Origin of the sequence: Chitinophaga sp. H8, from assembly GCF_040567655.1 — a bacterium.
Classification (GTDB): Bacteria; Bacteroidota; Bacteroidia; order Chitinophagales; family Chitinophagaceae; genus Chitinophaga; species Chitinophaga defluvii.
This window is the reverse complement of record NZ_JBEXAC010000001.1, coordinates 352709-378249: the sequence shown is the minus strand read 5'-3', so window position 1 is coordinate 378249 and position 25541 is coordinate 352709. Positions and strand designations below refer to the sequence as shown.

Annotated in this window: 17 protein-coding genes; 1 reads left to right on the top strand and 16 read right to left on the bottom strand. The window is 45.3% G+C overall.

The features are described from left to right. Nucleotides 1-128 precede the first annotated feature (128 nt). A complete protein-coding gene (locus ABR189_RS01475; protein ID WP_354658660.1) occupies nt 129-995 on the top strand; it encodes an AraC family transcriptional regulator in 867 nt (288 codons plus the stop codon). Nucleotides 996-1002: 7 nt separating this feature from the next. Here ABR189_RS01475 and ABR189_RS01470 read toward each other — a convergent pair whose 3' ends face one another. From ABR189_RS01470 to ABR189_RS01395, 16 genes are all read right to left on the bottom strand, one after another. After that, the gene (locus ABR189_RS01470) at nt 1003-1890 is read right to left on the bottom strand and encodes an SMP-30/gluconolactonase/LRE family protein (RefSeq protein WP_354658659.1); all 888 of its coding nucleotides are present in this window, start codon (nt 1888-1890) and stop codon (nt 1003-1005) included. A gap of 53 nt (nt 1891-1943) precedes the next feature. Then, nucleotides 1944-3515, bottom strand: a complete 1572-nt coding sequence (locus ABR189_RS01465) for an SLC5 family protein (protein WP_354658658.1) — start codon at nt 3513-3515, stop codon at nt 1944-1946. Between the two features lie 12 nt (nt 3516-3527). Then, on the bottom strand, nt 3528-4919 hold the full coding sequence (locus tag ABR189_RS01460) for a hypothetical protein (protein ID WP_354658657.1): 1392 nt from the start codon (nt 4917-4919) through the stop codon (nt 3528-3530). A 25-nt stretch (nt 4920-4944) separates the two neighbouring features. Then, a complete protein-coding gene (locus ABR189_RS01455) occupies nt 4945-5712 on the bottom strand; it encodes an SDR family NAD(P)-dependent oxidoreductase (RefSeq protein WP_354658656.1) in 768 nt (255 codons plus the stop codon). Nucleotides 5713-5729: 17 nt separating this feature from the next. Further along, the gene (gene dgoD, locus ABR189_RS01450) at nt 5730-6908 is read right to left on the bottom strand and encodes a galactonate dehydratase (RefSeq protein WP_354658655.1); all 1179 of its coding nucleotides are present in this window, start codon (nt 6906-6908) and stop codon (nt 5730-5732) included. Between the two features lie 15 nt (nt 6909-6923). Next, nucleotides 6924-8258: an aspartate aminotransferase family protein gene (locus ABR189_RS01445; protein WP_354658654.1), complete on the bottom strand. Its 1335-nt coding sequence runs from the start codon at nt 8256-8258 to the stop codon at nt 6924-6926. 51 nt (nt 8259-8309) lie between these two features. Then, on the bottom strand, nt 8310-9533 hold the full coding sequence (locus ABR189_RS01440; protein ID WP_354658653.1) for a Gfo/Idh/MocA family protein: 1224 nt from the start codon (nt 9531-9533) through the stop codon (nt 8310-8312). Between the two features lie 80 nt (nt 9534-9613). After that, entirely contained in the window at nt 9614-11404 is a 1791-nt protein-coding gene (locus ABR189_RS01435) for a RagB/SusD family nutrient uptake outer membrane protein (RefSeq protein WP_354658652.1), read from the bottom strand. 27 nt (nt 11405-11431) lie between these two features. Continuing rightward, a complete protein-coding gene (locus ABR189_RS01430; RefSeq protein ID WP_354658651.1) occupies nt 11432-14647 on the bottom strand; it encodes a SusC/RagA family TonB-linked outer membrane protein in 3216 nt (1071 codons plus the stop codon). Between the two features lie 294 nt (nt 14648-14941). Continuing rightward, entirely contained in the window at nt 14942-15814 is an 873-nt protein-coding gene (locus tag ABR189_RS01425; RefSeq protein ID WP_354658650.1) for an AraC family transcriptional regulator, read from the bottom strand. 98 nt (nt 15815-15912) lie between these two features. Beyond that, nucleotides 15913-16956 carry a Gfo/Idh/MocA family protein gene (locus ABR189_RS01420; RefSeq protein WP_354658649.1) on the bottom strand — a complete coding sequence of 348 codons (1044 nt, stop codon included), beginning with the start codon at nt 16954-16956 and terminating at the stop codon, nt 15913-15915. Between the two features lie 191 nt (nt 16957-17147). Beyond that, nucleotides 17148-19361: a PQQ-dependent sugar dehydrogenase gene (locus ABR189_RS01415; protein ID WP_354658648.1), complete on the bottom strand. Its 2214-nt coding sequence runs from the start codon at nt 19359-19361 to the stop codon at nt 17148-17150. 39 nt (nt 19362-19400) lie between these two features. Next, complete coding sequence (locus ABR189_RS01410) at nt 19401-20942, bottom strand: ADP-ribosylglycohydrolase family protein (protein ID WP_354658647.1); 1542 nt, start codon at nt 20940-20942, stop codon at nt 19401-19403. Nucleotides 20943-20989: 47 nt separating this feature from the next. Next, the gene (locus ABR189_RS01405; protein ID WP_354658646.1) at nt 20990-22450 is read right to left on the bottom strand and encodes a hypothetical protein; all 1461 of its coding nucleotides are present in this window, start codon (nt 22448-22450) and stop codon (nt 20990-20992) included. Nucleotides 22451-22543: 93 nt separating this feature from the next. Then, entirely contained in the window at nt 22544-23950 is a 1407-nt protein-coding gene (locus tag ABR189_RS01400) for a DUF5018 family protein (RefSeq protein ID WP_354658645.1), read from the bottom strand. A gap of 18 nt (nt 23951-23968) precedes the next feature. Next, nucleotides 23969-25531: a RagB/SusD family nutrient uptake outer membrane protein gene (locus ABR189_RS01395; RefSeq protein WP_354658644.1), complete on the bottom strand. Its 1563-nt coding sequence runs from the start codon at nt 25529-25531 to the stop codon at nt 23969-23971. Nucleotides 25532-25541 lie beyond the last annotated feature (10 nt).

Below are 25541 nucleotides of genomic sequence, written 5' to 3'. Positions count from 1 at the left end.
GTACCTTTCCTCTCTTTCGTATCTTCCTACTTTTATTTACATTTATAATACTATTTTTCAGAGATAGGCCCATCACTAAGTTTAGCTGTCAGGATTTTTTATTATTGTATTATCAACCTTTGCATGCCATGAAAGCTATAGAACAGCGACTACCACAGGATTTCGACAAATCGTTTGTCGTTTTCAGAGAAACAGGCGTTTTTTTTCCCTGTCCCTGGCACTATCATCCGGAATATGAATTAGTATTAGTTACTAAAAGTACCGGCAGGCGTATGGTAGGTGACCATATCGGTTATTTCGAAGAGGAAGACCTGGTATTTATGGGCCCCATGCTCCCACATGTATGGGTAAACGATCCTGAGTATATCAACGGTACATCAGACGCTAAAGCAGATGCAGTGGTTATCCACTTTTCCGAACATTTCCTGGGAGAAAGTTTCATGGGTATCCCCGAAATGGAGCCGTTTCAGAAATTCCTGAAGCCTGCCAACCAGGGCATAGTTATTAAAGGAGATACCAGAAACCGTATTAATGCCTTGATGAAAGCAATGCTGTCCATGAATGGCCTGCAAAGATTATCTGCGCTATTCACCATCTTCGATCTCCTGGCTAATACAACAGAATACGAATTACTGGCCAGCCCAGGGTTTGTACAGGCCAATCATTTTAATGTTTCGGACCGCTTCAGTAAAGTAACGGAATATATCATGCGCAACTTTGACCGGGATATTACATTGCCGGAAATTGCCGGGCTGGCCAATATGGCGCTCACCACCTTCTGCAATTTCTTTAAAGAACATTACAGAGTTACTTTTGTAGAATATCTCACTAATGTGAGAATTGGATATGCCTGTAAACTGATCTCGGAAAAGGACCAAAGCATTGCTGAAGTAGCTTATGAATGCGGGTTTAATAATCTGGCCAACTTCAACCGCCAGTTCAAGAAATTGAAAAAAATGACCCCAAGGGAATACAAACAAACACTGAATGCTTAATACGGGCTTACCCCTTAAAGGCAAAAGGAAGATGTCCTGTAAATCCGGTGTTTTTAATTACAAATAATGATCCTGCCAATGGTTGTTCTTTTAGCTGCTGTGCGTTAAGCCCGGTCTTGGCAGAGGTAATATACAGGTCCCTTAGCCCTGGTCCTCCGAATGTGCAGGAAGTGATCTTCGCCGCTGGCAATAAAATATCCTGTAATAATTTCCCGGTAGAAGGGTCCCATCTCGATACTCTCCATCCATCCCAGCAGGCTACCCATAGCATACCGTCTGTATCAATGGTCATCCCATCCGGATATCCACTTGATGCGGGGATAGTAATCACCACCCGCTTATTGCGGATATCGCCACTCTCAGGATCATAATCATACGCTACCACCTGCTGTGTGGGGGTGTCTATATAGTAGAGCGTGCGATGATCTGCACTCCAGGCCAGCCCGTTAGAACAGCTTACGCCCTCTATCCTGGTTACTACCGACATGTCTGTATGCAATGTATACAAACTGCCTGCCCCTTTTTTACCACTGATATAATCCATTGTTCCGGCCCAGAATCTTCCGGCAGGATCGCATTTACCATCATTAAAACGGTTGTCCGGCAAATGTATCTCCGGGTCTATTATCGGATGAAGGGTTTGTTTTTCCATATCCACGGTGGCAAAACTTCCCTGCAACGCTGCTATCAGTCCACCGGAAGCTCTTGGTGCAATAGCACCCACCATTTGCCCTATCTTCATCGTTTTATGCACTTTCTGCTCCGGAGAAAACCGGTGTATCTCTCCCTGTTCAATATCTACCCAAAGAATACTTTGAGAAGCTGCATCCCATACAGGCCCTTCTCCCAACAAACAAGTGTGATCCAATACCACTTTCCATTTTTGCTGCTCCATGATGTTGCTATTAAGGTGATTTAAGCAAAAAGATAATAATAGTTTTTCAGATATTATGCATACCGGATATAGAAGTACAATACCAGCGCAGTAATAATAGCCCACCATATAAATGGGTTACGTAGTCCGCGCTGCTGTGTCCGCTGTTCTGCCGGGAGGGATAAACTGCTCTTATTCCAGATCAGCCCTTCCAGTTCTGCTGCAGGTTTAGGTTTGGTTAGCAAACTCACTACTACACACACTGCCATACATGTCCAGAACACAATGCCGGTACGGTTAAAGAAAGGCATTGCAGGAAAGATAAACTCTATTACAAGCGATAATGGGATCGTTAAAATACCCGCCGCTAATGCCCCGGCATGGGTAGTACGTTTCCAGAGTATTCCCAGTAAAAACATGGTAGCAATACCCGGTGTGAATAAACCATACGCATTCATCAGATAGATGAATATGGGCTTTTCTGAATACAAGGCCAGCAAACTGGTGCAGAAAATGCCCAGCAGGATAATCACCACACCACTTAATCTCCCGAAGCGGACAGACTGTTTTTCGGTAGCCTGGGGTTTTATATAAGGCAGATACACATCAATGGTCAGGATAGTAGTACAGGAATTGATAGCACCTGACAGATGAGACATCACTGCTGCTATCAGCCCGGCCATCACCAGGCCCACCAGCCCTGCAGGCAGCAGGTTTTCCACCAGTGTGGCAAAGAGCAGATCCGGCTTATCCAGATGCGGAAATAATTTAGGCGCCACCAATGCAGGCACTATAATCAACAACGGAATCAGGAATTTAAGATAGTCTGCAAAGATCACTCCCATCCTGGCATGCCACTCATTTTTTGCAGCCAGTGTCCGCTGCACAATAAACTGGTTGGTAGCATTGTAAAATACACTGATACATAACAACCCTCCCAGGTACATCGTCCAGGGAAAATCAGGATTATCGGCAGGCAGCATCAATTTCCAATCTTTGCTCGTTTCGAGTACCGCATCTACTCCGCCTGCAGCATGAATGGTGGTAAAGGATAAAACGATCATGCCCATCATCAATACCGCCAGTTGCACCATTTCTGTCCAGATCACTGCCTTTAATCCGCCCGCTATGGTATATATACTTGTACTCACGGCCAGTACCAACACACTGGTAACCACCGGAATGCCTAACAGGGAATGTAATGAAATAGCACCGAGATAAAGTACCGCGCTGATCTCCACAAAAACATAGGTCAGCAATACCAGCACCGAATAGGTAGTACGTGCCGCCCCCCCAAAACGTTTCTGTAAAAATTCCGGCATCGTATAAAAACCATTGCGGAGATAAAAAGGCAGGAAGATCCACAGCAAAGCATTAAAGCCGATGAGGATTGCGCCCCATTCTATAACAATAGCTACAAAACCGGCACTGAATGCAACGCCCATCACACCTACCAGCTGATGACTACTGATATTGGCAGCAATAATACTTCCCCCTATCATCCACCAGGGCAATTTATCCCCTGCCAGAAAATAATCCCTTTTAGACTGACTGGCTTTGCGGGAGGCGAAGATGCCCAATGCTACAATTCCTAATATATAGATGCCGAAAACAGCCGCATCCAGGGTTGTTAAATTTGAATTCATTTGAAGATAGTGTTAGGCATGCGTTTTTGTCATCATTTCCTTCACAACGGCCATTGTTTTTTGGGTCAGCAATTCCAGTGAACCGGCGGCAAAAGGTGTTTGCCAAACGCTGTAAATATCCTGGCTGTATAATGCTGCAGGTGGCAAGTAGCCGATATGCCCATTCACCACATTCATAACGCCTACCGCCTGTTCCGGAAACTCCCGGCGCAGGTCACGCTGGAACACAGAATAAGTTTCATTAGGCTGGCCTATCAGCAACGCATCTCCCAAACGCCATACCCAAAGGCCGATGCGGGCTTCCTGCCCATCACCCAAAGCCTTTCTGATACCGCATTTTCGCCGGAGCCGTTCTTTTAACACATGATCTTCACACTCCCGCCATTCCTGCTCTATTACTGACAAAGGAGGTAATGGCTTAAGCGACAGATGCACTTCTACCTTTTCCGCAGCCAGTACAGCCGACGGAACATAAGCTGATGGTGTCCACATGGCAAGCGGTGCCCCTGATTCCACCACCCCACTAAAAGATAGTTGTGTTTTAGCAGGTAACATTCCTTCCAGGGTAGCTAATACGGCATACCCCAATTGCCGGCCATAGGTTTCTGCCAATGCCGTATCGCCTACATACTGTGCCGCAGGCGCCAGCTCTCCGGAAGCACCTTGCAGGAACAAACAGGAAGCGCCCGTCTGTACTTCTACCACATCCCGCATAGCACCTATATAGTCGGGAGAGATCAACCGGTTTTCCCATGCCAGTGTAGTGGGGTGACAGGCATAATTTACGAGCGTGCCTAAAATACGTCCCTGCCTATCCGTTACCCTGCCTACCAGTAAAGTATCATCAGCTGTTTCCTCCGGATTAAATCCTACTACTAACCGTTGCCGTTCCGGCTGGGGCAAATCCCGGTTGGTTGCTAAATTACACTTCCCGTAATGCCAGGTGAGTGTAGCCAATGCCGCATTAGCAAGTGCCTGCCGGATAGCCTCAATGGCATGATCCGCCAGCTCCTGCAGGTAACCGGCTATCAGTTCACCACCCGGATGCGCAGCGTCGTCCCGGCTGATAACAGGTCCGGCATGAGTATGCGACAAGCAAAACATCAGGTGTGATGCTGGCAGGTCCAATGCTTTTAACAATTGGCTTCTGAGTATCCATTCATCTTCCGCACTTTTCCACCATCCCAGATCAGCCCCTATCAATACCAGTGGTGTTGATTCCGCATCCGGCTGAAAAGTGATACAGGTAAGCATCAGCGGCTGATGTACTCCTTCTGCCACATCATGCCTGGCAGCTCCCCAGTTGCGGGAATAAATGCCCATAGGAGGGGTAATATCCACCTGTGCTACGCCAATCCTCCCCTGGAATGATGCGTTCCGTAATTTAAAATCCTTTATATCCATAATAACAGCACCTTCTTTTATTTACTCAGGAAAGCAGGGAAAGTCCTCCATCCATCAACAGCGTCATACCTGTCATATGCTCCTGTTGCGGATGACATAAATAGAGGATTTGCTCAGCTACCGTCTTTGCAGTCATTATCTTTTTAACAGGCACTCTTGCTATAGCCTCTTCCAGTTTTCCGGGTTGTTCTTCCCATATGCGGCCACTTAAACCTGCCGCTACATATCCCGGCGCAATTTCATTTACCAGGATCTGGTGTGGTGCCAGCTCCAGTGCCATGCATTTGCATAACATCCGTACCCCTGCTTTGGAAACAGAATATGCCGGAATATGTGCATGCACGGATGCTGCGGCCCAGCTTCCTACAAATACTACCCGGCCGGGGAGTTGTTTTTCCACCAGCCGTGCTGTAGCATATTGCGTTAAATAAAAGGCCCCGTTCAGGTTCACCGCCAGTTCCGCCGTCCATTGCTCAGGTGTCAACGCGTGCATCCCTGCCAGTGTAACAATAGCTGCATTGGCTATAATAATTCCCGGTATGCCAAGTGCCTGCTCCGTTTCATCCACCCATTGCTGTACCGCTTGGGCAGCTGTTACATCTACCTGGCTGTACCGGCAGGATACCCCGCAGGCACTTAGTTGTTCCAGCAATGCACTGGCTTTCGCGGCTGGATGAATATCACACAACGCTACCGCCGCTCCCTGCTGCGCAAACTCCAATGCAGTGGCACGCCCGATGTCTCCCAGTCCTCCACTGATGAGCACTGTCTGATTCTCAAATAATTTATTCATCGCTCCTGTTATTAGCATTACCAATCCCCCACACTGCCATCTTTGTAGAATGTTCTTTGCAGTACTTCCTGCTCAAAAGGATGTTTCCTTGCTTCCGCTTCATTAATTTCAATCCCCAGTCCCGGACGCTTATTAGGCAGCACAATCCTTCCTTTCTTTTCTATTGTAAAACCTTCTTTCACCACCTCATCTCTCCAGGGCACATCATTATGCACACTTTCACAAATTATATAAGATGGCGCAGAAAATCCAAATTCTAGGGATGCGGCAGTACTTACCGGACCCTGCGGATTATGCGGGGCTACTGCCACGCGATAGGCTTCTGCCAGTACCGCAATACGCCGTACTTCACTCAATCCTCCGCAATGTGTAATATCCGGCTGGATAACACTGGCCGCCCGCTTTTCAAACAGATCCCGGAAAGCATGGATGCCGATCAGCCGCTCACCAGTAGCGATCGGTGTTTTAACAGCACGCTGTATCAGGGCAATATCCTCCAGCGACTCCGGCCAGCAAGGTTCTTCAAAAAAGTACAGCCCATATGGCTCCAGTGCTTTTGCAAACTGTAATCCCATACGCGGGCTGGGCCTTGCATGACAGTCTACCATAATATCGATGTCATCTCCTACGGCTTCCCGCATAGCTTCTACACACGCGGCTGCGTAATGTACTGGTTTTAATCCTTCCAATGGCATTGTTTCCGGTACTGCCATCGACTTAAATGCCGTAAAGCCATCTGCTACGGCGCTTGCCGCCAGCTCGCCAAAACGTTTCGCATCATCCGGTTTTGTCTGATAGAAATCTTCCATCCTACCGCCACCTAAATGACAATACAAGCGGACATAATCACGCACCCTGCCGCCCAACAGTTCATGGCAGGGCACGTTATGAATCTTTCCTGCAATATCCCAAAGCGCAATATCAATCCCGGATATTGCAGTGCCTCTCACAATACCGTTGCCATGCCAGAAATGCTGCCGGTACATCATTTGCCAGAGATGTTCTATACGCCGGGGATCTTCTCCTATCAGCAGCTGGGACAAATCTTCAATGGCCCCTACCACAGCTCTCGTATGCCATTCAAGGGTGGCTTCGCCCCAGCCCCAAAGACCGGGTTGGTCTGTTACCACCTTCACGAAAATCCAGTTACGCATCCGCGCATGGCATACCACCGTTTCTATCGAAGTGATTTTCATATACTATTTGTAGTATTAAGATTGCTGGAATAAGGCACGTACTACCGCCCGGGTTTTCTCAATGGTTGTTTCAATATCCTCTACACTGTGTGCAAAGGAGATACTGCCCTGCTTGATTGGTAATGGAAAATTAAAAATCCCTTTTTCAATCAGGCCTAGCCGGTATGCTTTGTCAAAGGCAAAATCATGATGAGCCATAATATCATGAAAATCAACAGGCGCATGGTCCATAAAATAAACACAAAACGCTGAGCCCTGACGGGCTACATAAAAAGGCCGGTCATATTGCCCGAAAATATCTTTCAGCCCGTTTTCCAACAGCTGCCCTAACTGCTCCACGCGGTTATACACATCATGTGTGGGGGATGCCAGCTTCTGAAGCGTGGCAATGGCAGCGGCGGTGGTTAACGGATGTGCATTAAAGGTACCGGCTATCAATACACGCCGGGATTTATCCGGGTCAATGAAATAATCCATGTATTGCTGTTTTCCGCCTATCACGCCCATCGGGTATCCATTGGCCACAGCCTTTCCAAATGTGCTCAGGTCCGGTGTTACACCACAAATACTTTGATACCCTCCCAGTGCATGACGGAAACCTGTTTTCACTTCGTCAAATACCAGCAGAAAACCATGCTCATCTGCCAGCTTTCTCAGCCCCTGTAAATACCCTTCCTGAGGTTTTACCATCCCGATATTCTGTAACAGCGGCTCTAATACGATACAAGCCACCGGATACCGCTTTACTATGTATAAAACGGAATCCAGGTCGTTATAGTTAATCACATGAATTAAAGACTGATGGTTGGCAGGAATACCAGCCGACAAGGCATCAAAAGGATATTCTCCGGGACTTACCCGTGCGCCTACATCTGCCAGACTGCTGATAACGTTACCAGCTACATCATTATGCCAGCCATTATACCCACCTTGCATAATGATGATATGATCCCTTCCTGTAGCTGCCCTGGCAATACGGATGGCATGATAGGTAGCTTCCGATCCCGTGGTAGTTAATTGTATCTTCTCTACAGTAGGGACACACTTGCAAAACAATTTAGCCAGCTGTCCTTCCAGCTCAGTAGGGCCTGCGCCCATCAATACTGTTTCATCGTCTATTGACTGACGGACTGCTGCATTCACATCCGGGTCATTATGCCCCAGGAAGGCAGCTGCAAATCCCGCCTGGTAATCGATATACTCATTCCCTTCCACATCCCAGGCGCGGCTGCCATAACCCCGCGAAAAACAAATATTCGGGGATGATTTACGGTTCAGCGATACTACCCCACCGGGAATAAATATTTCATTCTCCTTTAATAATTCCAAGGATTTTGGCCAGTTATTCATGCGCATTTTATTGTGGGATGACACCCCATTAACAATATGATTCTCCAAACACTATTTATCAAAACTGGGAATCTTCATAAGTTCTCCTCCCTTGAGTGCAGACTGATGGGCTACTATTCCCGGAGCGGTATAAGCAATGGCTTCATACACATTTACCTCAGGCTGCCGGTTGTTTACCAATGCATCTATAAATTCATGTGTGATAAAGGTATGCGAGCCTTCATGTCCGCTGTCATGCCGCATCGGTTCAGGCAGCATATCTGTCTTCCACCACTGAGGTACTTCATAAGCTTCTATGGTATTGGCTTTATGTTGGAAACCGGCATCATCATGCCCGATTTTATCGGCTACTTTAACCAACGTAAACTGGTGGCTACCTGCCTGTGGATAATAGAAACTCATATTATCTCCTCTCCATTCTCCCCGCTCTGCTTCCTGCAAAGCTCCTTTCCAGTTTACTTCTACCCGGAACGGATTACCCTTGCTGGTTTTAAAGAATGCAGTTTCATTCCAGAATGGATTGTTATAAGGATTGCCCTTCAGCATCGGGCTGTCATCTCCCCATCCTATACAGCTTACTTCTTTTAAACGCTCCCCGGTAAGCCCTACCAGAAAAGCAGTGCAATGGGTAGGATAATGCATGGGAGGTAAACCATGACGCCAGGTGGGTTTACCATTTTCAAAATACAGCACTTCCAGTCCGGGGTGATTATATTCAGCCGCAGCACTGAATATTTTACCGAACTTCCCTTCCTTGTAAAATTTCTTGGCTGATATCATCCCTTGTCTGTACATGGTGGTTTCAGCCATCATGTAGGTAAGACCGGTGCGTTGTACAGTATCTCTGATATCTGCACATTCTTTTAATGTCATAGCAGCCGGCACAGCACAAAGTACATGCTTGCCTGCTTTCAGCGAGGCGATCACATGTCTGGCATGATCCGGTGCCGGAGTGGCAATAAACACCGCCTCTACCTTGGGATCTTTCAGGAGTTTTTCAAGTGATTCATAACTCTTGGAACACTTATACACCTTCATTAAAATATCTCGCCTGTCGGCCCGCAGATCACTTACCGCTTCTACAATACAATTGGGATGCTCATGAAAATGGAATCCTGCTCCAAATCCTCCACCTACAATACCCATACGGATTTTGCGGTCTTTACCTTGCTCAGCAGCAAATGCAAAACGTGGAGATACCATCAGTGCAGCAGCGCTGATGCCTGCCATACTAATAAACTTACGCCGGTTGAATACCTGATCATTTTTATTCATTATCAATGGGTTTTAGTGGTACCTGATAAATTTTCAATTACTTTAAACTAATGTTATTTACCTGAATGTTTTTCCTGTTCTTAATAATTAGGGTTTTGCTTCAGCAATGGTTTCCCATTTACAACACTCAGATCTATCTGCGCCTGCGGAATAGGATATAATTCGTTCTTCCCTTTCGTAAATTTAGCTCCTACCATATAAGCAAAATTGTATCCGGGGATAGTGGTTTCATGTTTGATATAAGCATTCAATACATCTGCCATATAACCGGTACCGTTATCATAACGCTGCAAATCAAAGAAACGGTGATTCTCCATAGCCAGTTCCAGCTTGCGTTCAAACCGTACCGACTCCCGTGCAAAACTCTTTCCTTTCTGTGTAAACTCCCCGTTGTAAAGCCCCACTTTGTAATTGGCAGCGGGTGTATTCGTGAATCCTTTCATAGGATTATTGTTATCAATATAGGTGTATACCCATCCGGCCGGATTAGCTGCCCGTGCTCTTACCCGGTTCACATATTTTTCGGCCTGGTCCAGGCTACCCACTTCCACCTCTATTTCTGCTGCCCATAACAATACATCTGCAAAACGGATCATACAGTAATTAACAGAAGTACTGTTATTTTCCCTCGCCTCCGGTTCCGACTGCGGGTTTGCATTCTTAATATGCACATAAGGGCCGGCCACACTTTGTTGTCTTACCCACGCCTGCCCCGGCATCACGCCCCAATCCAGTAAAGGGATACCTCTTCTGCCAACTGTCCAGTCCAAACGGGAATCAAGGGTACCGGTGTAAGGGGTAAATGGTTCTGATGATGCCAGTCCCTGATCATTTTTCACATCCGAATTATTAAATGTTTCCAGAAGCGGCAACCCGGTAACCGGATCTGTTTTATAAGAATTAACCAGGCTGAATGAAGGCTGATAAAATCCATAACTTGGATAAGGACCGCCGTAAGGACCTGCATTCCCCTCTCCGTTGGAATTGTTTCCATTTGCACCACCGGCACCATCATTTACAGACATTTGCACGGCAAATACAGATTCAGGACCATTCTTTTTGGAAGGCACAAAGTTGTCGTGATAATTAGCCATTAAGTCGTACTTCTTTCCATTCGCCGTCATCCCCTTGTTGATAATATCTGTTACCAGTGGTTTCGCTTCGTTAAACTTATGCTGGAAAAGATACAACTTCACCAAAAACGCCTTGGCGGCCCAGCTGTTGGCTCTTCCCGGTGCAGGTTTGGTTTCTGTTAAATTATCTGCTGCAAATTTAAAATCAGTTTCCAGCTGCGCCCACACCGGCCCGTCATTTCCTACCATATAATTATTGTTCGCAAAACTGATACTTTCGTCTATGTAAGGAATGTTTCTCCACATTAAGGCAGCCTCAAAATGATACACGGCACGCAGAAAGACTGCTTCTGCCTTGATTTGCAGGGCTTGTTCATCTGTAATAGCGTTCTTTGGTATTTTCGGAAGTATCCGGAGTACGTCATTAGAGCGCTGAATAGCAGAATAGAAAAAACGCCATTTATCATTTAAAGGATATAATGTGGCATCTGCTGTATAACTCTCAAACGCAGGCACAGGCTGCAAGGCACCGGCTTCTGTACCGGTATGTGCATCATCAGAAGCTACGCCTCCAAAGATCCACTTGCCGGAAGGCCATCCTCCTCCTACCGTTCCGCCATTATTCAATAAAGAATAGGCGCCTATCAACAAAGCATCTGCGCCTGCTTTCGTAGCTAAAATATTTTCGCTGGTAGAACCTATTGCCTGCCTTTCCAGATAACTCTGCTTGCACGCAGGAAGGAACACCATCGCCATCATACCACTGGCTAGCATTAATTTACAAACTGAATTCTTCATGATATGCTATATTATAAGTGATAAATGTTAAAAGGAAAGATTAATACCTACAAGAACTGACTTCTGATTATTAGGATAGTTACCATAATCAATACCAAAACTGGCGCTGCTGCCACCTAATTCAGGATCCAATCCGGAGTATTTGGTGATGGTAAAGAGGTTGGTAGCCTGGCAGTACATTCTTAATCTGTCAATGCCAAACCGTTTTAACATGCCCGGATTTAAAGTATACCCCAGGGATAACGACCTCAAACGGAGGTACGAACCATCTTCCACAAAAAAGCTGTTTAATACACCGGAAGTACTGAAGTTATTGGCACTCTCTACTTTTGGAATAGTAGCGGTAGGATTTTCCGGTGTCCAGGCATTTAACAGGTCTTTACTTTTACCACCTACATAAGTACCAAAGAAATGAGTATTTACCTTCAGTGCATTTACCAGCTTATTGCCCTGGGAACCATAAAAGATGGCGGAAAGATCAAACCCTTTGTAATTCAAGCCCAGGTTTAAACCATAAGTAAAATCAGGGTTCGGGCTACCCAGGAAAGTACGGTCTGCCGCATCAATCTTGCCATCTTCAACAATATCCTTATACCTGAAACGACCAGGAGCGGCGCCTGTTTGCGTGGGTGCCTTATTCACTTCTTCATCATCCCTGAACAGGTGTACCACTTCATATCCATAAAAAGAACTTACCGGATGTCCTTCCTGGTTACGTACCATATTGCCAAGTTGCTGCTGCCCGCCGGCATCAAAATAACCAGTGCCGGGAATGTCTGTTACGGTATTCTTGTAGGTCGTAATATTGGCTCTTACGGTCAATTGCATTTCATCCGTGATAGGCTGTCTGAGGCCCACTGTAATATCAAAACCGGTATTCTGGATATCCCCAACATTCACGGTAGGCGGTGTTGCTCCTCCCACTGTAGCTGGCAGCTCCTGGGAAAACAATAATCCCTTGATTGTCTTCTTATAGTATTCCAGCGAGAAGTCCAGCCTGTTATCTAATATGGTTGCATCAAAACCTACATTGGTAATAATATCCTGTTCCCAGCTGGTACGCGGATTACCAATTCTTGTCTGGAAAAAGCCCTGTTGTACACTATTCCCACTGCCGGTTATATCATAATAGGCATTGCTATAACTACCTCCATATAAACTATACGCATTTTCAGGACTCACATTATTTTCAGAACCCAGGATACCATAGCTGGCCCTGATCTTCAGATCATTTATCCAGCTGAGTGACTTCATAAAGTTTTCCTGGCTAAGCCGCCATCCCAGGGAAACAGACGGGAATACGCCATATCTTTTTTCGTTACCAAATCTGGAGGAACCATCCCGGCGCAGCGTAGCCCCCAGGAGATATTTATCATCATAGGTATAATCCAGCCGGCCAAAAAGTGAAAACAAAGTGTTGATATAGGCACTGCTGGAATTGGTTACATTGGCGGTACCATTATTCAGCACCAGATAATCAAAATCTGTTGAGAAAAATTTCTGTGCTCCGCCGTTTACGCCTCTCCCATAGTTTCTGATGGCTTCAGATCCTGCCAATACACTTACCTGATGTTTTTGAAATGTGTTCTTATAGGATAAGGTATTTGTCCACATGGAAGAGCTATTGTAACTGGCTCCCTCGCTGTAACTATTAGGTAAATTATATCCTTGTTTATCATTGTAGGCAACGAAGTTAAAACTCTGGGAATACAGGTTGCTCACCGTTCCGCCAAAGCTGGTTCTTGCAGTAAAATTCTTCAGGAAGTCTATTTCTGCATACACATTTCCTACTATATCCCATTCATTGGCCCGGTTATTTTTCATTCTGTACTGTGTAGCCACAGGGTTAGCATCACTTCCCAGTTCAGGTCCGCCAAACGTGCCGCCATAATTCCCCATGATATCATAAACGGGTACAATAGGCATCATTTTGTAAAGATTAGCCATAGGACTAAACTCCCCCTGGTTACTGAATCCCGGACTTTGTTTATAGAAAACATATGCATTTTCACCTATGCGGATATTGTCCTTCAGTTTAAAAGAGGTATTGATCCTGGCTGAATACCTTTTCAGATAAGTTTCTATCACAGATCCCTGCTGATTCAGGTATCCCAGGGAAAACAGGTAATTTGATTTTTCTGTTCCACCACTTACTGTAATATTATGGCTGGTAGTAGGAGCCCGTTTGAACATGGCATGATACCAGTCGGTTCCATTTTTATTGACTTGCTGGATCAGGTAATTATTGCCGCTGTTAACCGGATCAAGATTATATTTCGCAGGATCTACTGCAGGGTCGCCGGTCATGCCGGTACCGGTACCACCAGGGCCGCCATAAACAAAATCAGGCAACCCGTTTGCAAATAATTTAGTACCCGGAAATGCCTGTTTGGTTAATCTTGCGAAGTCTGAAGAATTCAATTGATTCAATGGATCTCCGGAGAAGGGAAACTGCAATCCGTAATAAGCATCATAGGTAAGCACAGGTGCACCACTTTTTCCTTTCTTTGTGGTAATAACAATTACACCATTGGCACCCCGTACACCATAAATTGCTGCCGCCCCTGCATCTTTTAATACCTGCATGGATTCAATATCATCAGCACTCACATTGTTCAGGTCTGTCTGTACACCATCCACAAGCACCAGCGGCGCTGTACTGCCAAAGGTGCTGATACCACGGATATTAATTTTACTGGCTGCCCCCGGTACTCCGGTGCTCACCACATTTACACCGGAGGCCTGTCCCTGTAAGGCCTGCATAGCAGAACCTGCCGGTATTGACTTCAGTGCTTTCATCTCTACCACTGCCACTGATCCGGTGATGTCTTTCTTCTTCTGGGCAGAATACCCGGTTACTACTACCTCATTTAAGGCCTTATTATCAGGCATCATTCCTACATCCACCACCTTTCGTCCATTTATCAATACTTCCTGCTTCAAAAAACCAATGTAGGTAAATACCAACACCCCCTGCGGATCCGGGCATTCAAGTGTATATTTTCCTTGTTCATTAGTGCCAATCCCTATTGAAGTTCCTTTTACGCTTACACTTACGCCCTGCAATGCGGCGCCGGTATCGTCTTTTACCGTACCGGTAATTTTTATCTGTGCGGAAGCACCAAGAGAAAATGCTGATAAAACGAGCAACAGGAGAAAACATTGCTTTTTGGGGAAGAATAGTTTTATTATATGATGCGCAAAGCATCGCGTTTCAGCATTTCTGGTAAAATAACTTTTCATAATCTGCTTACAATTTTGGTTTGAATAAGAACAGTGTGCTGTGGAACTACTAAAAACGATTTGGTCGATAATTCTGCTGATGTCATGACATCCTCATGTTCTAACAAATGTAGCAGCACTTTACTGCATTCATTTTATGTAATTTGTCCAATACTTAAACTATTTTGTCCTTATCCGGTTACATACCCTCCCAATGGCAGCTATATACCTTTAAAAACACGTATACCATGAGGGGAAAGCTATCAGGAGATTACATCCTGACGAAAAGCAGATCACGAAAACAAGTAGCGTTCCCTATCGGAGGGCCAGCAGTTTGGTGCGATATGCTGAAGGGGTCACTTTTGTAAAATGTCTGAACGTTTTATTAAAGCTGGTAAAATTGTTAAACCCACATTGAAAACAAATATGGGAAATGTCCAGATCTTCATTCAGTAATAATTCACAGGCATATCCGATCCGGATCTCATTGACAAAATAAGTGAAGGTTTTATGGGTTTTGCTCTTAAAGTATTTACAGAATGCAGAAGGGGTCATATGTGCAATGGCGGCTACATCATCCAGGGATATCTTATCGGTAAAGTTCTCCATCACGTATTTATATACCTCATGGATCTTTTTAATATTACTCTCATTATAAGTGTTGGAATATCCCGGACTGGCCAGGCAGGTATAATCATTGGACAATGCTATTTCATACAGCAGCTGAAAGAGCAGGATAAACGATTTCAAACCATCTGCCTCCTTCATCCTCAACAGATAGTTCACCACTGCTGTATGGGTATTTCCGGTGATCCTGACTCCTCTTTTCAGATGGTTCAGCAACTCCCTGATAGGGGTAAAATCCGTAGAGTTAATATGCTGATCCGTGATCCAGTCGGGCTGGAAATAAACCACCAGGGCATGTACTTTCGTACTGGTTTCTTTGATATGGTATTTCTTGTCAGAATAAGACGCATGAGGAAGATTGGGAGCCAGTAAGGTTAAATCACCATTGGTAAAATTGTCTACGCTGTCGCCTACAATTCTCCTTCCATTCCCTTTCAGGATCAGGGCGATCTCAAAAGCATTGTGAAAATGGAACTGATCACTTAAATGCCGGGATTTTATTTCCCTGATATGTATGGAATTCTTTAATAATGATTTTACATCAAAGAGTAATGGCTTCATCTGAATACATTATTAATAGGTGATCCTGTCATTTTCCTGATACTTTCTCTCAATCCTCCTCCACTTATGCGTCGTTTGTTATTTACATCCTATCATAACTAAATGCTGATCTTCATGCTTTTTTTCGTGCAACGTTTCATCATGTCATCAATGCTTACTGTTGCACCATTTTTCATCCTGCTTTCCTGTGCAGCTTCCATAAAGGCGTAGATACCGATGGTTTCGGCAGGGTCAGCAGGTGGTTTACCTGTTTCGAAGAAATTAATAATCGGTGGCATCAGCGGTGCATATCCGGTGAAATTACCCAGCGGCATGTGTCCTTTTTCGCCAAAGGCATGCCCGCCAAAATCCCAGGTACCATTCCTGTTGCCACGGAGTGTACCAATGCGGCCACCTTCCCAGGTACCTACCACCAGGTCAGTATCCGGTGTGTAAACGCGGGAAACGCTCTTACAATCCGGGCCTAACATGGTAAATAACATTTCCACACCATGAATACCATACCAGTACAGATCAGGATGTGTAGGCTCCATTGGCGCCGGTGTAAAAATATCTACTCCCTTCACCTTACCGATCTTTCCTCCAGCCACTTCCTGCACGCTTTCTATATAACGCAGTGTAGAAGAAGAGAATACCGGTACATTATAATGTTTTGCAGCGCGGTAGATAGTCAGCACATCCACCAAAGAGGCTGCTACGGGTTTGTCAATGAATACAGGTTTTCCTGCTTTGAATACCTGTAAAGCTTGTTGCAGATGTTCTCGCCCATCATTGGTTTCCAGCATTACCAAGTCTACTTCTTTCAGCAGGTCTTCAATAGAATCCACGATCTTTACACCCTGCTTTTTAATAGATTCTGTATGTCCGGGAATACTATCCACACTGGATTTAATGCTCCGGCTGCCATATGGGTAAGCTGCCACCACTTTAAGTCCGCCATATTTATCACCCGCATTGGGGTCATTTAATATTCTGGCAAAATGAGGACCGTGCTCTGTATCCAGACCAATTACACCTATACGGCCACCCTTCAGGGATGAGTTGGCCAATGCTTTCGAAAGCGGGCCAGACAATGCAATGCCAAGTCCTGACAGCGCTGCCGTTTTGATAAATGCCCTACGATGGTATCCTGTTTGTTTCATAATAAAAGTTTGATATTTATACCTGTCTTTTTATTTTCCTGTTGCATGGTATGGATGTTTGTAAAATACATTACATCAGGCTGCTTTGCAAGCTTTTTCCTGATAAGGCGTATACACCAACGATCCCGGCCTCTTTGTAAAAGCCAGGATCGTTACCATGTTATATTAATTTTCTGATTGCTGCCACATGTTTATAAGGGCAGAGAATCTTTCTTGGGTTTTGGATGCTCTTCTTCAGAGAGGGAGAGTATATAATGCACCATCTCCTGTGCATCGTCATTACTCATACCTGGATGTCCGGGCATTTGCCGGGTGCCCCAGTTACCGCTTCCGCCATCAATGATCTTTTTTACCAGCTGGTCTACCACGCCGGCTTTACCTTCATAATGCTTGGCTACTGCTATAAAGCTGGGCCCTACAGATGTTTGCGTTACAGAATGACAGGATTTACAATCCAGGGTAGATACCATTTGCTGGCCTTTTGCATATTTCCCGGTATAGGCTGGCTGACTTGTTGTTTTCGCTGCCGCAGAGGTATCTGCTGCAGGTACAACAGGGGCTTTCCTGTCGGGATGATACTCAATACGTACCAGTTTGGCGTCTGTATTGCCGGCAAACCAGTTAGTCCCATATTCCAGTACATATAATGCGCCGTCAGGACCAAACTTCATATCTATTGGTGCCGCAAACTTCATATGATCCAGGAAGGGTTCCATCCTTAAATAACGACCTTCTTCATCCAGGGTAACTACCATGATCCAATGTCTGATCCATTCATAAATGAATAACTTGCCATCATAGTACTTTGATAATTTATATGGCGCATTCGGAAACAGCTCGCTGTAATATACTGGTCCGCTCATGGCGCTGGCGCCACCGTTTCCTACCAGTGGAAAATGTTTGGAATGCTCCCTGCCATACCAGATCATAGCTGGTTGTGCAGGTGGCAGTTCCCGCAGCCCGGTATTGTTACGGGAGTCATTCATAGGATGTGCAGGATCTTTCCTCGGTCCTTCCTGCTTGGTTTCAAAGTTCCATAGCGGATAGGCATCATTATCTCCCAGGAAATAAGGCCACCCGTAGAAACCCGGCTTTTTGGCCATATTAAACTCATCAAAGCTCATAAACTCACCGTCCTTACTCATCACCCTGGTATCCGGTCCTACTTCTCCCCAATACAGGATATCTGTTTTCTGGTCAATGGAAAAACGGAAAGGATTCCTCAGGCCCATAATATAAATCTCCGGTCTTGTTTTAGGAGTGCCTTTGGCAAACAGGTTGCCTTCAGGAATAGAGTAAGTACCATCCGGTTCCGGTTTAATACGTAAGATCTTTCCCCGGAGGTCATTGGTATTGGCAGCAGTGGCCTGGTCATCTGCCAGCTCATGCCCCGGTCTTTCATCCACCGGCACATAGGTTTCTGCTGCTTCTGCATTCGTATTGTCGCCTACCGAAATGTACAACAGTCCATCAGGACCAAAGGCCATCCCTCCGGCAGAATGACAGCAAAATGTTCTTTGCGTAGGTACGTTCATCAATACCTTTTCAGAACTCATGATCAGGCTGTCCCCTTTTAATTCAAACCTGGACAACCGGTCTACAGAGTCAATCCCTGCAGGGGCATAATAAAAATACGCCCAGTTATTTTTCTTGAAATCAGGATCCAGTACCACTCCCAGTAATCCATCCTCAATTCCACTGAATACATCCAGATGGGCTATTTTTTTCACTTTTTTGGTGACAGCATCGTATAGCTTTACCCCACCTCTCCTTTCTACAAACAGTACATTGTTGTTGGGAAGGATTTCCATCTGCAGTGGTTCATCCAGCACTTCTGTCAACACAGTACGGGTATATTGACTGCTATCCGGTATGGGTAATGTTGTAGCTTTTTTATACTGAGGCAGCTCATTACGGCCAATAGCATACGAAATAGCTGCTGCCAACTGGTCTGGTGTATATGTTTTTTCAAGAATATATACCTGCCCGTTATCCTGCTTTTGTTCCTTTCCGGTTTCCATTTTGTCCCATGCCTGCAACCATGGCCAGCCTCTCTGTGATAAAACAGTATCCTTTACAGCTACTACACCACCACCACCGGCTTCCAGATACCGCTTAAGCGTATTCAGATCATGATAATCCAGGCGGTTCAACCTTGAAAAGGTGATTACCACTGCGCTGTGCTGTTTCAAAAAATCCTCTTCCCAATAGCCTTTACTGTTATCTTCCACAATCTGCCAGCCATTCTTTTCTGCTGCCTGTGCCAGTGTGGCCTGTAGTTCCTTATTGCCTGTAAAATCAAGTACTACCTGTTTTTCCCTTTGTTTTGTACATGCCAGCAATAGGGTACTGATGAGTAAAACACCAGTCGCCCAACTGCACACACTCTTCTGTAAATATTTCATGCGAGTAAGATAGAAAAGTTTTTTTTCGCTTTATACTTTTTAATGTGCAACCGGTTTCGTACCATATACCACGTAGGATAGGGATAACAGCTCATAATCCGGGTTAGGATTGTTCACTACTATTTTCACTTCATGTGCGGTATCAGGCATCTGATATTTCCAACAAAAATCCCTGCGGCGTGTAGTGATATTAGTGGGCAACTTTACCGTTTCTGTTTTCTTTCCATCGATATACACATCTACCAGGAAAACATGGTCCGGGGTCCCGGCTTTCACCGCTTTTGTTGTACCTCTCCATACAAAACCGGTTCCTTTAAATCTGAGGCTGGCGGTATCCTTTACATCTCTCCACAGATCTACCCTGTCTGTAGGATACATGCCCGGAAAGCTTTTCTCGTACTTCACAGGTTTAGGCCGCTGAGTAGCAATCTGCACCTCATTCTCTCCTACTTTGCCACCGTACTTTCTTATCATGTCCAGTGCCAGCTGAAAGCTGATATCATATACTTTATTGAGCGACAGGGTCGTATATTTAAAGTCAATATCCTCTGCTTCCTGCAATCCCATTTTCCAGTAAGCAGGAATATGGTCATACCCCAGCAAGGTGCCCAGGATCCCTCCCGCAGTGGATGGATTGCAATCAGAGTCTTGTCCTGCACGGGTGGAAATCTCCAGGGTTTTTCCATAATCACCGTTGCCATACAGCAACCCCAGTACCACATAGGCAGCATTCATTTTGGCATCAATATCAAATTCCCGGAAAACGCCATCGGGGCAATAATCATTGGCCCATTTCTCTTCCAGCTTCGACCAGGTTTTGCGCCAGTCGTTGGGATATTCCTGATGCCATTGGATCACATCTGCGATACATTTATAAAAATCACTTTTTACAGGAACTGTTTTCAGGGCCTCTTTCACAATCAGGTGCACATCATCATACAGGAAGGCCAATGTATACATCGCCCCCACATATACCCCGCCATACCAGCCGTCTCCATAGTTCATAATATGCCCAACCTTATCACTGATAGCGCTTGCAGCGTTGGGCATACCCGGGCTCATGAGTCCTGCAAAATCTGATTCTATCTGGTAATCGATATCATCTGCGTGCGGATTATTGATCCAATGCCCTGCCTCATGTGCGCCCATACCGGCCAGGATATTGTAACGGGCCGCCTGGTTAGCCTGATCCAATGGAAATGCAGCATGGGCAAATGCCTGTGCAAAAGAATCTACCGGAGCTTTCAGGCCAAGCCGATGATATACATCTACAAATGCCAGGTCCATATACAGATCATCGTATAAACCCGGTACATCAATCATAGTCTTTTTAATATATCCATCATACCATTTAATAGGAATGGAGTCATGGATCGTAACACCACAGTACTGAAATTCTGTAGGACCACCATAAGTTACACCAATGGTTTGCCCTGCCCAGCCACCTTTAATCTTATCCTTCAGCCTTTCTTTGGTGATACTTACTTTTCCCTTCTTTAATGTTTGCTGCGCATGTGCAGGCATAGAAAGCCCCAGGCCAAGGAATATCCCCAGCCCTAAGGTGTAAATAGCTCTTTTCATGTGTATTTTTTTGTGGGTCTCGTTTTACAGACCGGTACATCCACCGGTTACTCCACTGTAGTCTTGGTCTGATTAGCCACTTCAAGGGCTGGATATCCCTTGAACAGCCACAGTTCGGGTGTATCTTTCAGCTTACTAACCATCACTTCAAATTTTCCGGCCGGGAAACTGGCAGCTTTCAAAATGATCCTGTTACCATCCACAGTAGCGCTTGTTATGTTGACGGTCGTGAGTTTACCATCTTTCAGAAACTGGTAATTATTTTTTTCTCCTGCGGTAGTAGCATCCATCCTTTTACTGAAGGATAATACCAGGCTGTCATTACCTCTTCTTACTGCACGTTTCAGGCTGGGCGCTTCTGTATACATATATCCACCGATGTGGTACTCATATAAGGTAGTGGTGCTATACCCATACTTAGGAGCTGCTTCCTCAAATGCTTTCACCCATTCTCCTGATTTCACCATCTCTTTTCCGGAACCGATATCTCCCTGTAATCCGATCTTTACTTTGGGGTCTGCTGCTTTCACTTCGTCCACAAAGCGTTTGTAGTTCTTCATATAATCAGGTGGCAGCTGGGAAGCGGGTTTGATCCAGTCCGGCCAGTGTGTCTGTATAAAGTGTATATCCGGTTTCACCAGTTTCACCATCGCGCCGGCATCCAATCCCTGAAACTCCCGGAGCAGGTTGACAGAATTAGTACCGGCATCAATACCCAGGCTCCAGGTAGCAATCAGTGCATCCGGCCTTACTGCGCGGATACCACCGGCTCCGTTCGCTACTTCATTCAGGTAAGCATTGACAGCGTTCACCCGGCAATCCATCCATTTCTGATATACATCCGGCAGCTTTTTATAATAATTGGCGGCAGCAGGATTATTAAAGTCAGGCACATCCAATCCATACTCACTTTTAAAGGCTGCCTGTGCATTAGGCCCTACATCTCCATAAGTGCCTTTGGTGATGGCATCCCATTCCGGAAAATAAGGCTCTGTCAATTCTACCCCATCAAAAGGATAGGTGGTCATTAACTTCGATAACTGTTCTTTTTTCCATTTCACAAACGACTTGTTAAACGGAGAAAGGAAGATATAACCATCTTTCCCGTTGACCGAGTTATTCAACTCCATTTTCCAGGAAGGCCAATCGGCAGGATAACCATTTGTTTCATAGGTAACACTTCCGGATGCCTGCAGCCACACCTTTATGCCCTGTGCATGGAAAGCATGAATCAGATCCGCGTTCACTGCCGACTCATTCAACACCAGGTAACGTACCGTTTTATATCCAGCCACGGCTATTTCATCTGCTATACTTTCCACACTACGGTTCTTGTAATACGGGAAGTTAGCATCTACCTGGATAGTAGCTTCAAAGTTCACGTTACCACTGTTATCTGTAGTATCTACCGGCGGATTTACAACATTTCCAGGTGCACCGCTTTTCTTGCCGCACCCATTGGCTGCTGCCAGTCCGAAGACGGCAGCAGCCAAAATAATGCCCTTCATCAGGCTCCTTTTATAATTCATCATTCCTTTCATCAATATCGCTTTTAAAACATGTCAGTTAATGATACATCAGGACGGCAACCCGAATGCTTATTACTGTGGTGTATAAATCATCCGGTAAGCCATTACCCCGGAAGTAGCAGCATCAGTATTCGCTAAAGAAGCGTAAATATATACTTCATTTCCTTTTACGTCCACTACAATATCTCCCCACTTATTATAGTTGGTACCTCCATAAATGTCTGAAGAGAACAGCATAAAATCCTTATATCCTGCATCTGATGGCACCATGTTGAGCTTACCTTCATCGGTAATTTCAAATACTTTAACAGAAGTAGCATCCCATGCCCAGAATCCTTGCTGCAGGATAGCCAGGAACTTATCACCTTTTACTGTAAACACATCAAAATCCAGGATCTTGTAATCATGATTTTCTTTCTTCAGCTGGGTAATATCCTGTGTAGCAGATAAGATATCAAAACGGCTGCCTTTCTTCAGATCGGTGTCTGCTCCATCATAATGACAATAAGAAATATACAGGCTGGCATTTTCTTCTATTGACATGCGTTTTACAATACCATATGACCAGGCGCCGCCTGCACCGCCATAAGTAACAGATTTAGGTATATTACTTACCGGCACCCCATTCATAAACTCCCAATACAGGTAAGTATTGGTACCTTCCGCAGCAGCATACACATATGCTTTACCTTCTTTAAGATTTCCTGTGATGGACATTTTCTTGCCCAGCTCTACCGGACAGCCATCGCTGGCGGCATAGTTCAGGATCAGTTTGGGTGCACTGTTAATATCCTCATAGTAATACAGCATAAAACCCGCACCATAAATGTTATAACGGTTTACAGCAAAATGGCCCGCATCATCCGCACAAACCTGTGCCGTAAAAGTAGTAGGTGCCGGAACGATCTTTTTAAATGCACCGGTCAGCTTATCATAAACTCTCACCCCACTGCCGGCGTCTCCTGCATCCCATACGTTAAAATCAGCTACCAGCATGTTATCTCCCAGCACTGTCATACCGGAAATATTGGTACGTAAAACTCCCAGTGCCTGTGCATTCTTAAACCATACCTTTTTAAACAGGGTTTTAGGCAATGTAGGGAGTACTTTGATATAATTTTTCTGTGTAACTCCTTTTCCGTTAACTACTGTTACTTCAACAGGTGTTGTAAAGTCCAGGATCCCTGGCAGCCCGGGGGTCATATGACTGTTATTAGCCAGGCTCGCAGCTGGTTTCAGACGGGTTACATCTACCGGCTCTTCCTCAGAAGTAGGTACATTAATAAATAAGGTATCTCCGTCATGGTAAGGACCCGCAGTATTGGCGCTGTAGGCAGCAGATTCACCGGGAATAGATACGGAAAAGTTCAGTAAACCATCCGGGCCTCCACTACCTTCTATCGGATCCGGCTTTTTACAGGAAAAAACCAATAAGAGTAAAAGAGGCAGCCAGCCGGTATATAAATTATATTTTTTCATTTTGATCACAGTTTAGGTTTACTTCCATTCAGGAAATTGTTCACAAAGCGGATTTCTTTGAATCTCAACCGTTGGAATAGGAAAGCGGTCATACTTTTCAGGATATACCCTTTTTTTGCCGTTATCACAATCTATCTTTTCGTAGTTCCAGTCGGTACCGGTTTTGGTAATCTTAATACCAGTGCAGTTGGTATTGTTCAATACCGTTTTTGCAAGCCCCCATCTGCGGAGATCCCAGAAGCGATGTCCTTCAAACGCCAGCTCTACCATTCTTTCATGACGCAGTAAGCGCATAAATTCATCTTTACTGCCAGCAGTTACCGGGGTGGTAAATCCAGCCCTGGCTCTTACTTTGTTGAGCGCAGTGAGTGCTTTGTCAATAGAGCCCTGCTCCGCCATTGCCTCTGCATAGATCAACAGCACTTCCGCATAGCGCATGAAATAATAGGTGAGATCACCCGGAAGGAATCCGTCCGTTTGTGTTTTTTTGCTGCCATCAAACAGTTTACGCATGTAATACCCGGTGCAGGTAGTACCACCACCAAAAGCAAATCCATCTACGCCACCTTCAAATGTTTCTACGGTACGGCCTTTCCAGGCGGCGCCATTATACAGGACAGATGCATAGAACCTGGGTTCACGGCCTTCATAAGGTTTGGCAGCCATTGTCGCATTATCCCAGCTAAAATCTGTACCGTCTGCCATCTGATAGGCTCCCACCAGGTTTTCGGTAGGACTTACCTGTGCATATCCTTTATCTCCGGGAGGGCAATAGAAATAATCAAAAGAATAACCAAAATCAGGAGAAGAAAAACCAAACTCTACGATACTTTCCTTATTCACCTCATTACCGGCACGTCTTAGTGTAAACAATTCACCATAATTGGGATACAGGTCATACTGTTTCAATGCATCCAGTGCTTCCACGGCATCAGATGCTTTTTTCCAGCGTTTGGCATACAGCATTGCCCTGGCCTTCAGTCCGTATGCAGCCCCTTTGGTCAGCTTGCCTTTTTCTCCTGCCAGTACTGTTACCGGCAGATGAGCAGCTGCAGAGTCCAGGTCTTTTTCAATAAAATTCCAGCATTCGTCCGGTGTTCCCAGCTTAAAGTTGGGATCCATGGTCAGCTTGTCTTTCAAAAGTAAAGTAGCGCCATATCGCTTGGCCATTTCAAAATATACATACGCCCTGAACCATTTTACTTCTGCTCCTGCCCGTGCTACTGCATCAGCAGGCAGGTCTCCTCCGTACTTTTCCAATCCTTCCAGGAATTCATTACAGTTCTTTACCCAGCTATAACCCCAGTCCCAGTTGCCCAGCATATTGTTGGAAGGGCTGATCGTCACTGAGCCAAAGATGGCCTGGTTCACATTATCTACCGGCGTGTTCATTTTGAGCAGGTCGGCGTATGCATCCATTTCTACTGCACTGGTATAATAACTTTGCCCGATCAAGGGATAAAAGCTATTGAGATATAATTGTAAATTCTTTTCACTGGTCCATGCCACATCTGCCCCGTACCTATCCGTTAGTTTGGGGTCTACCCGGCAATTTGATAAACTAAATACCAAAATGCTCATTAACCCTATG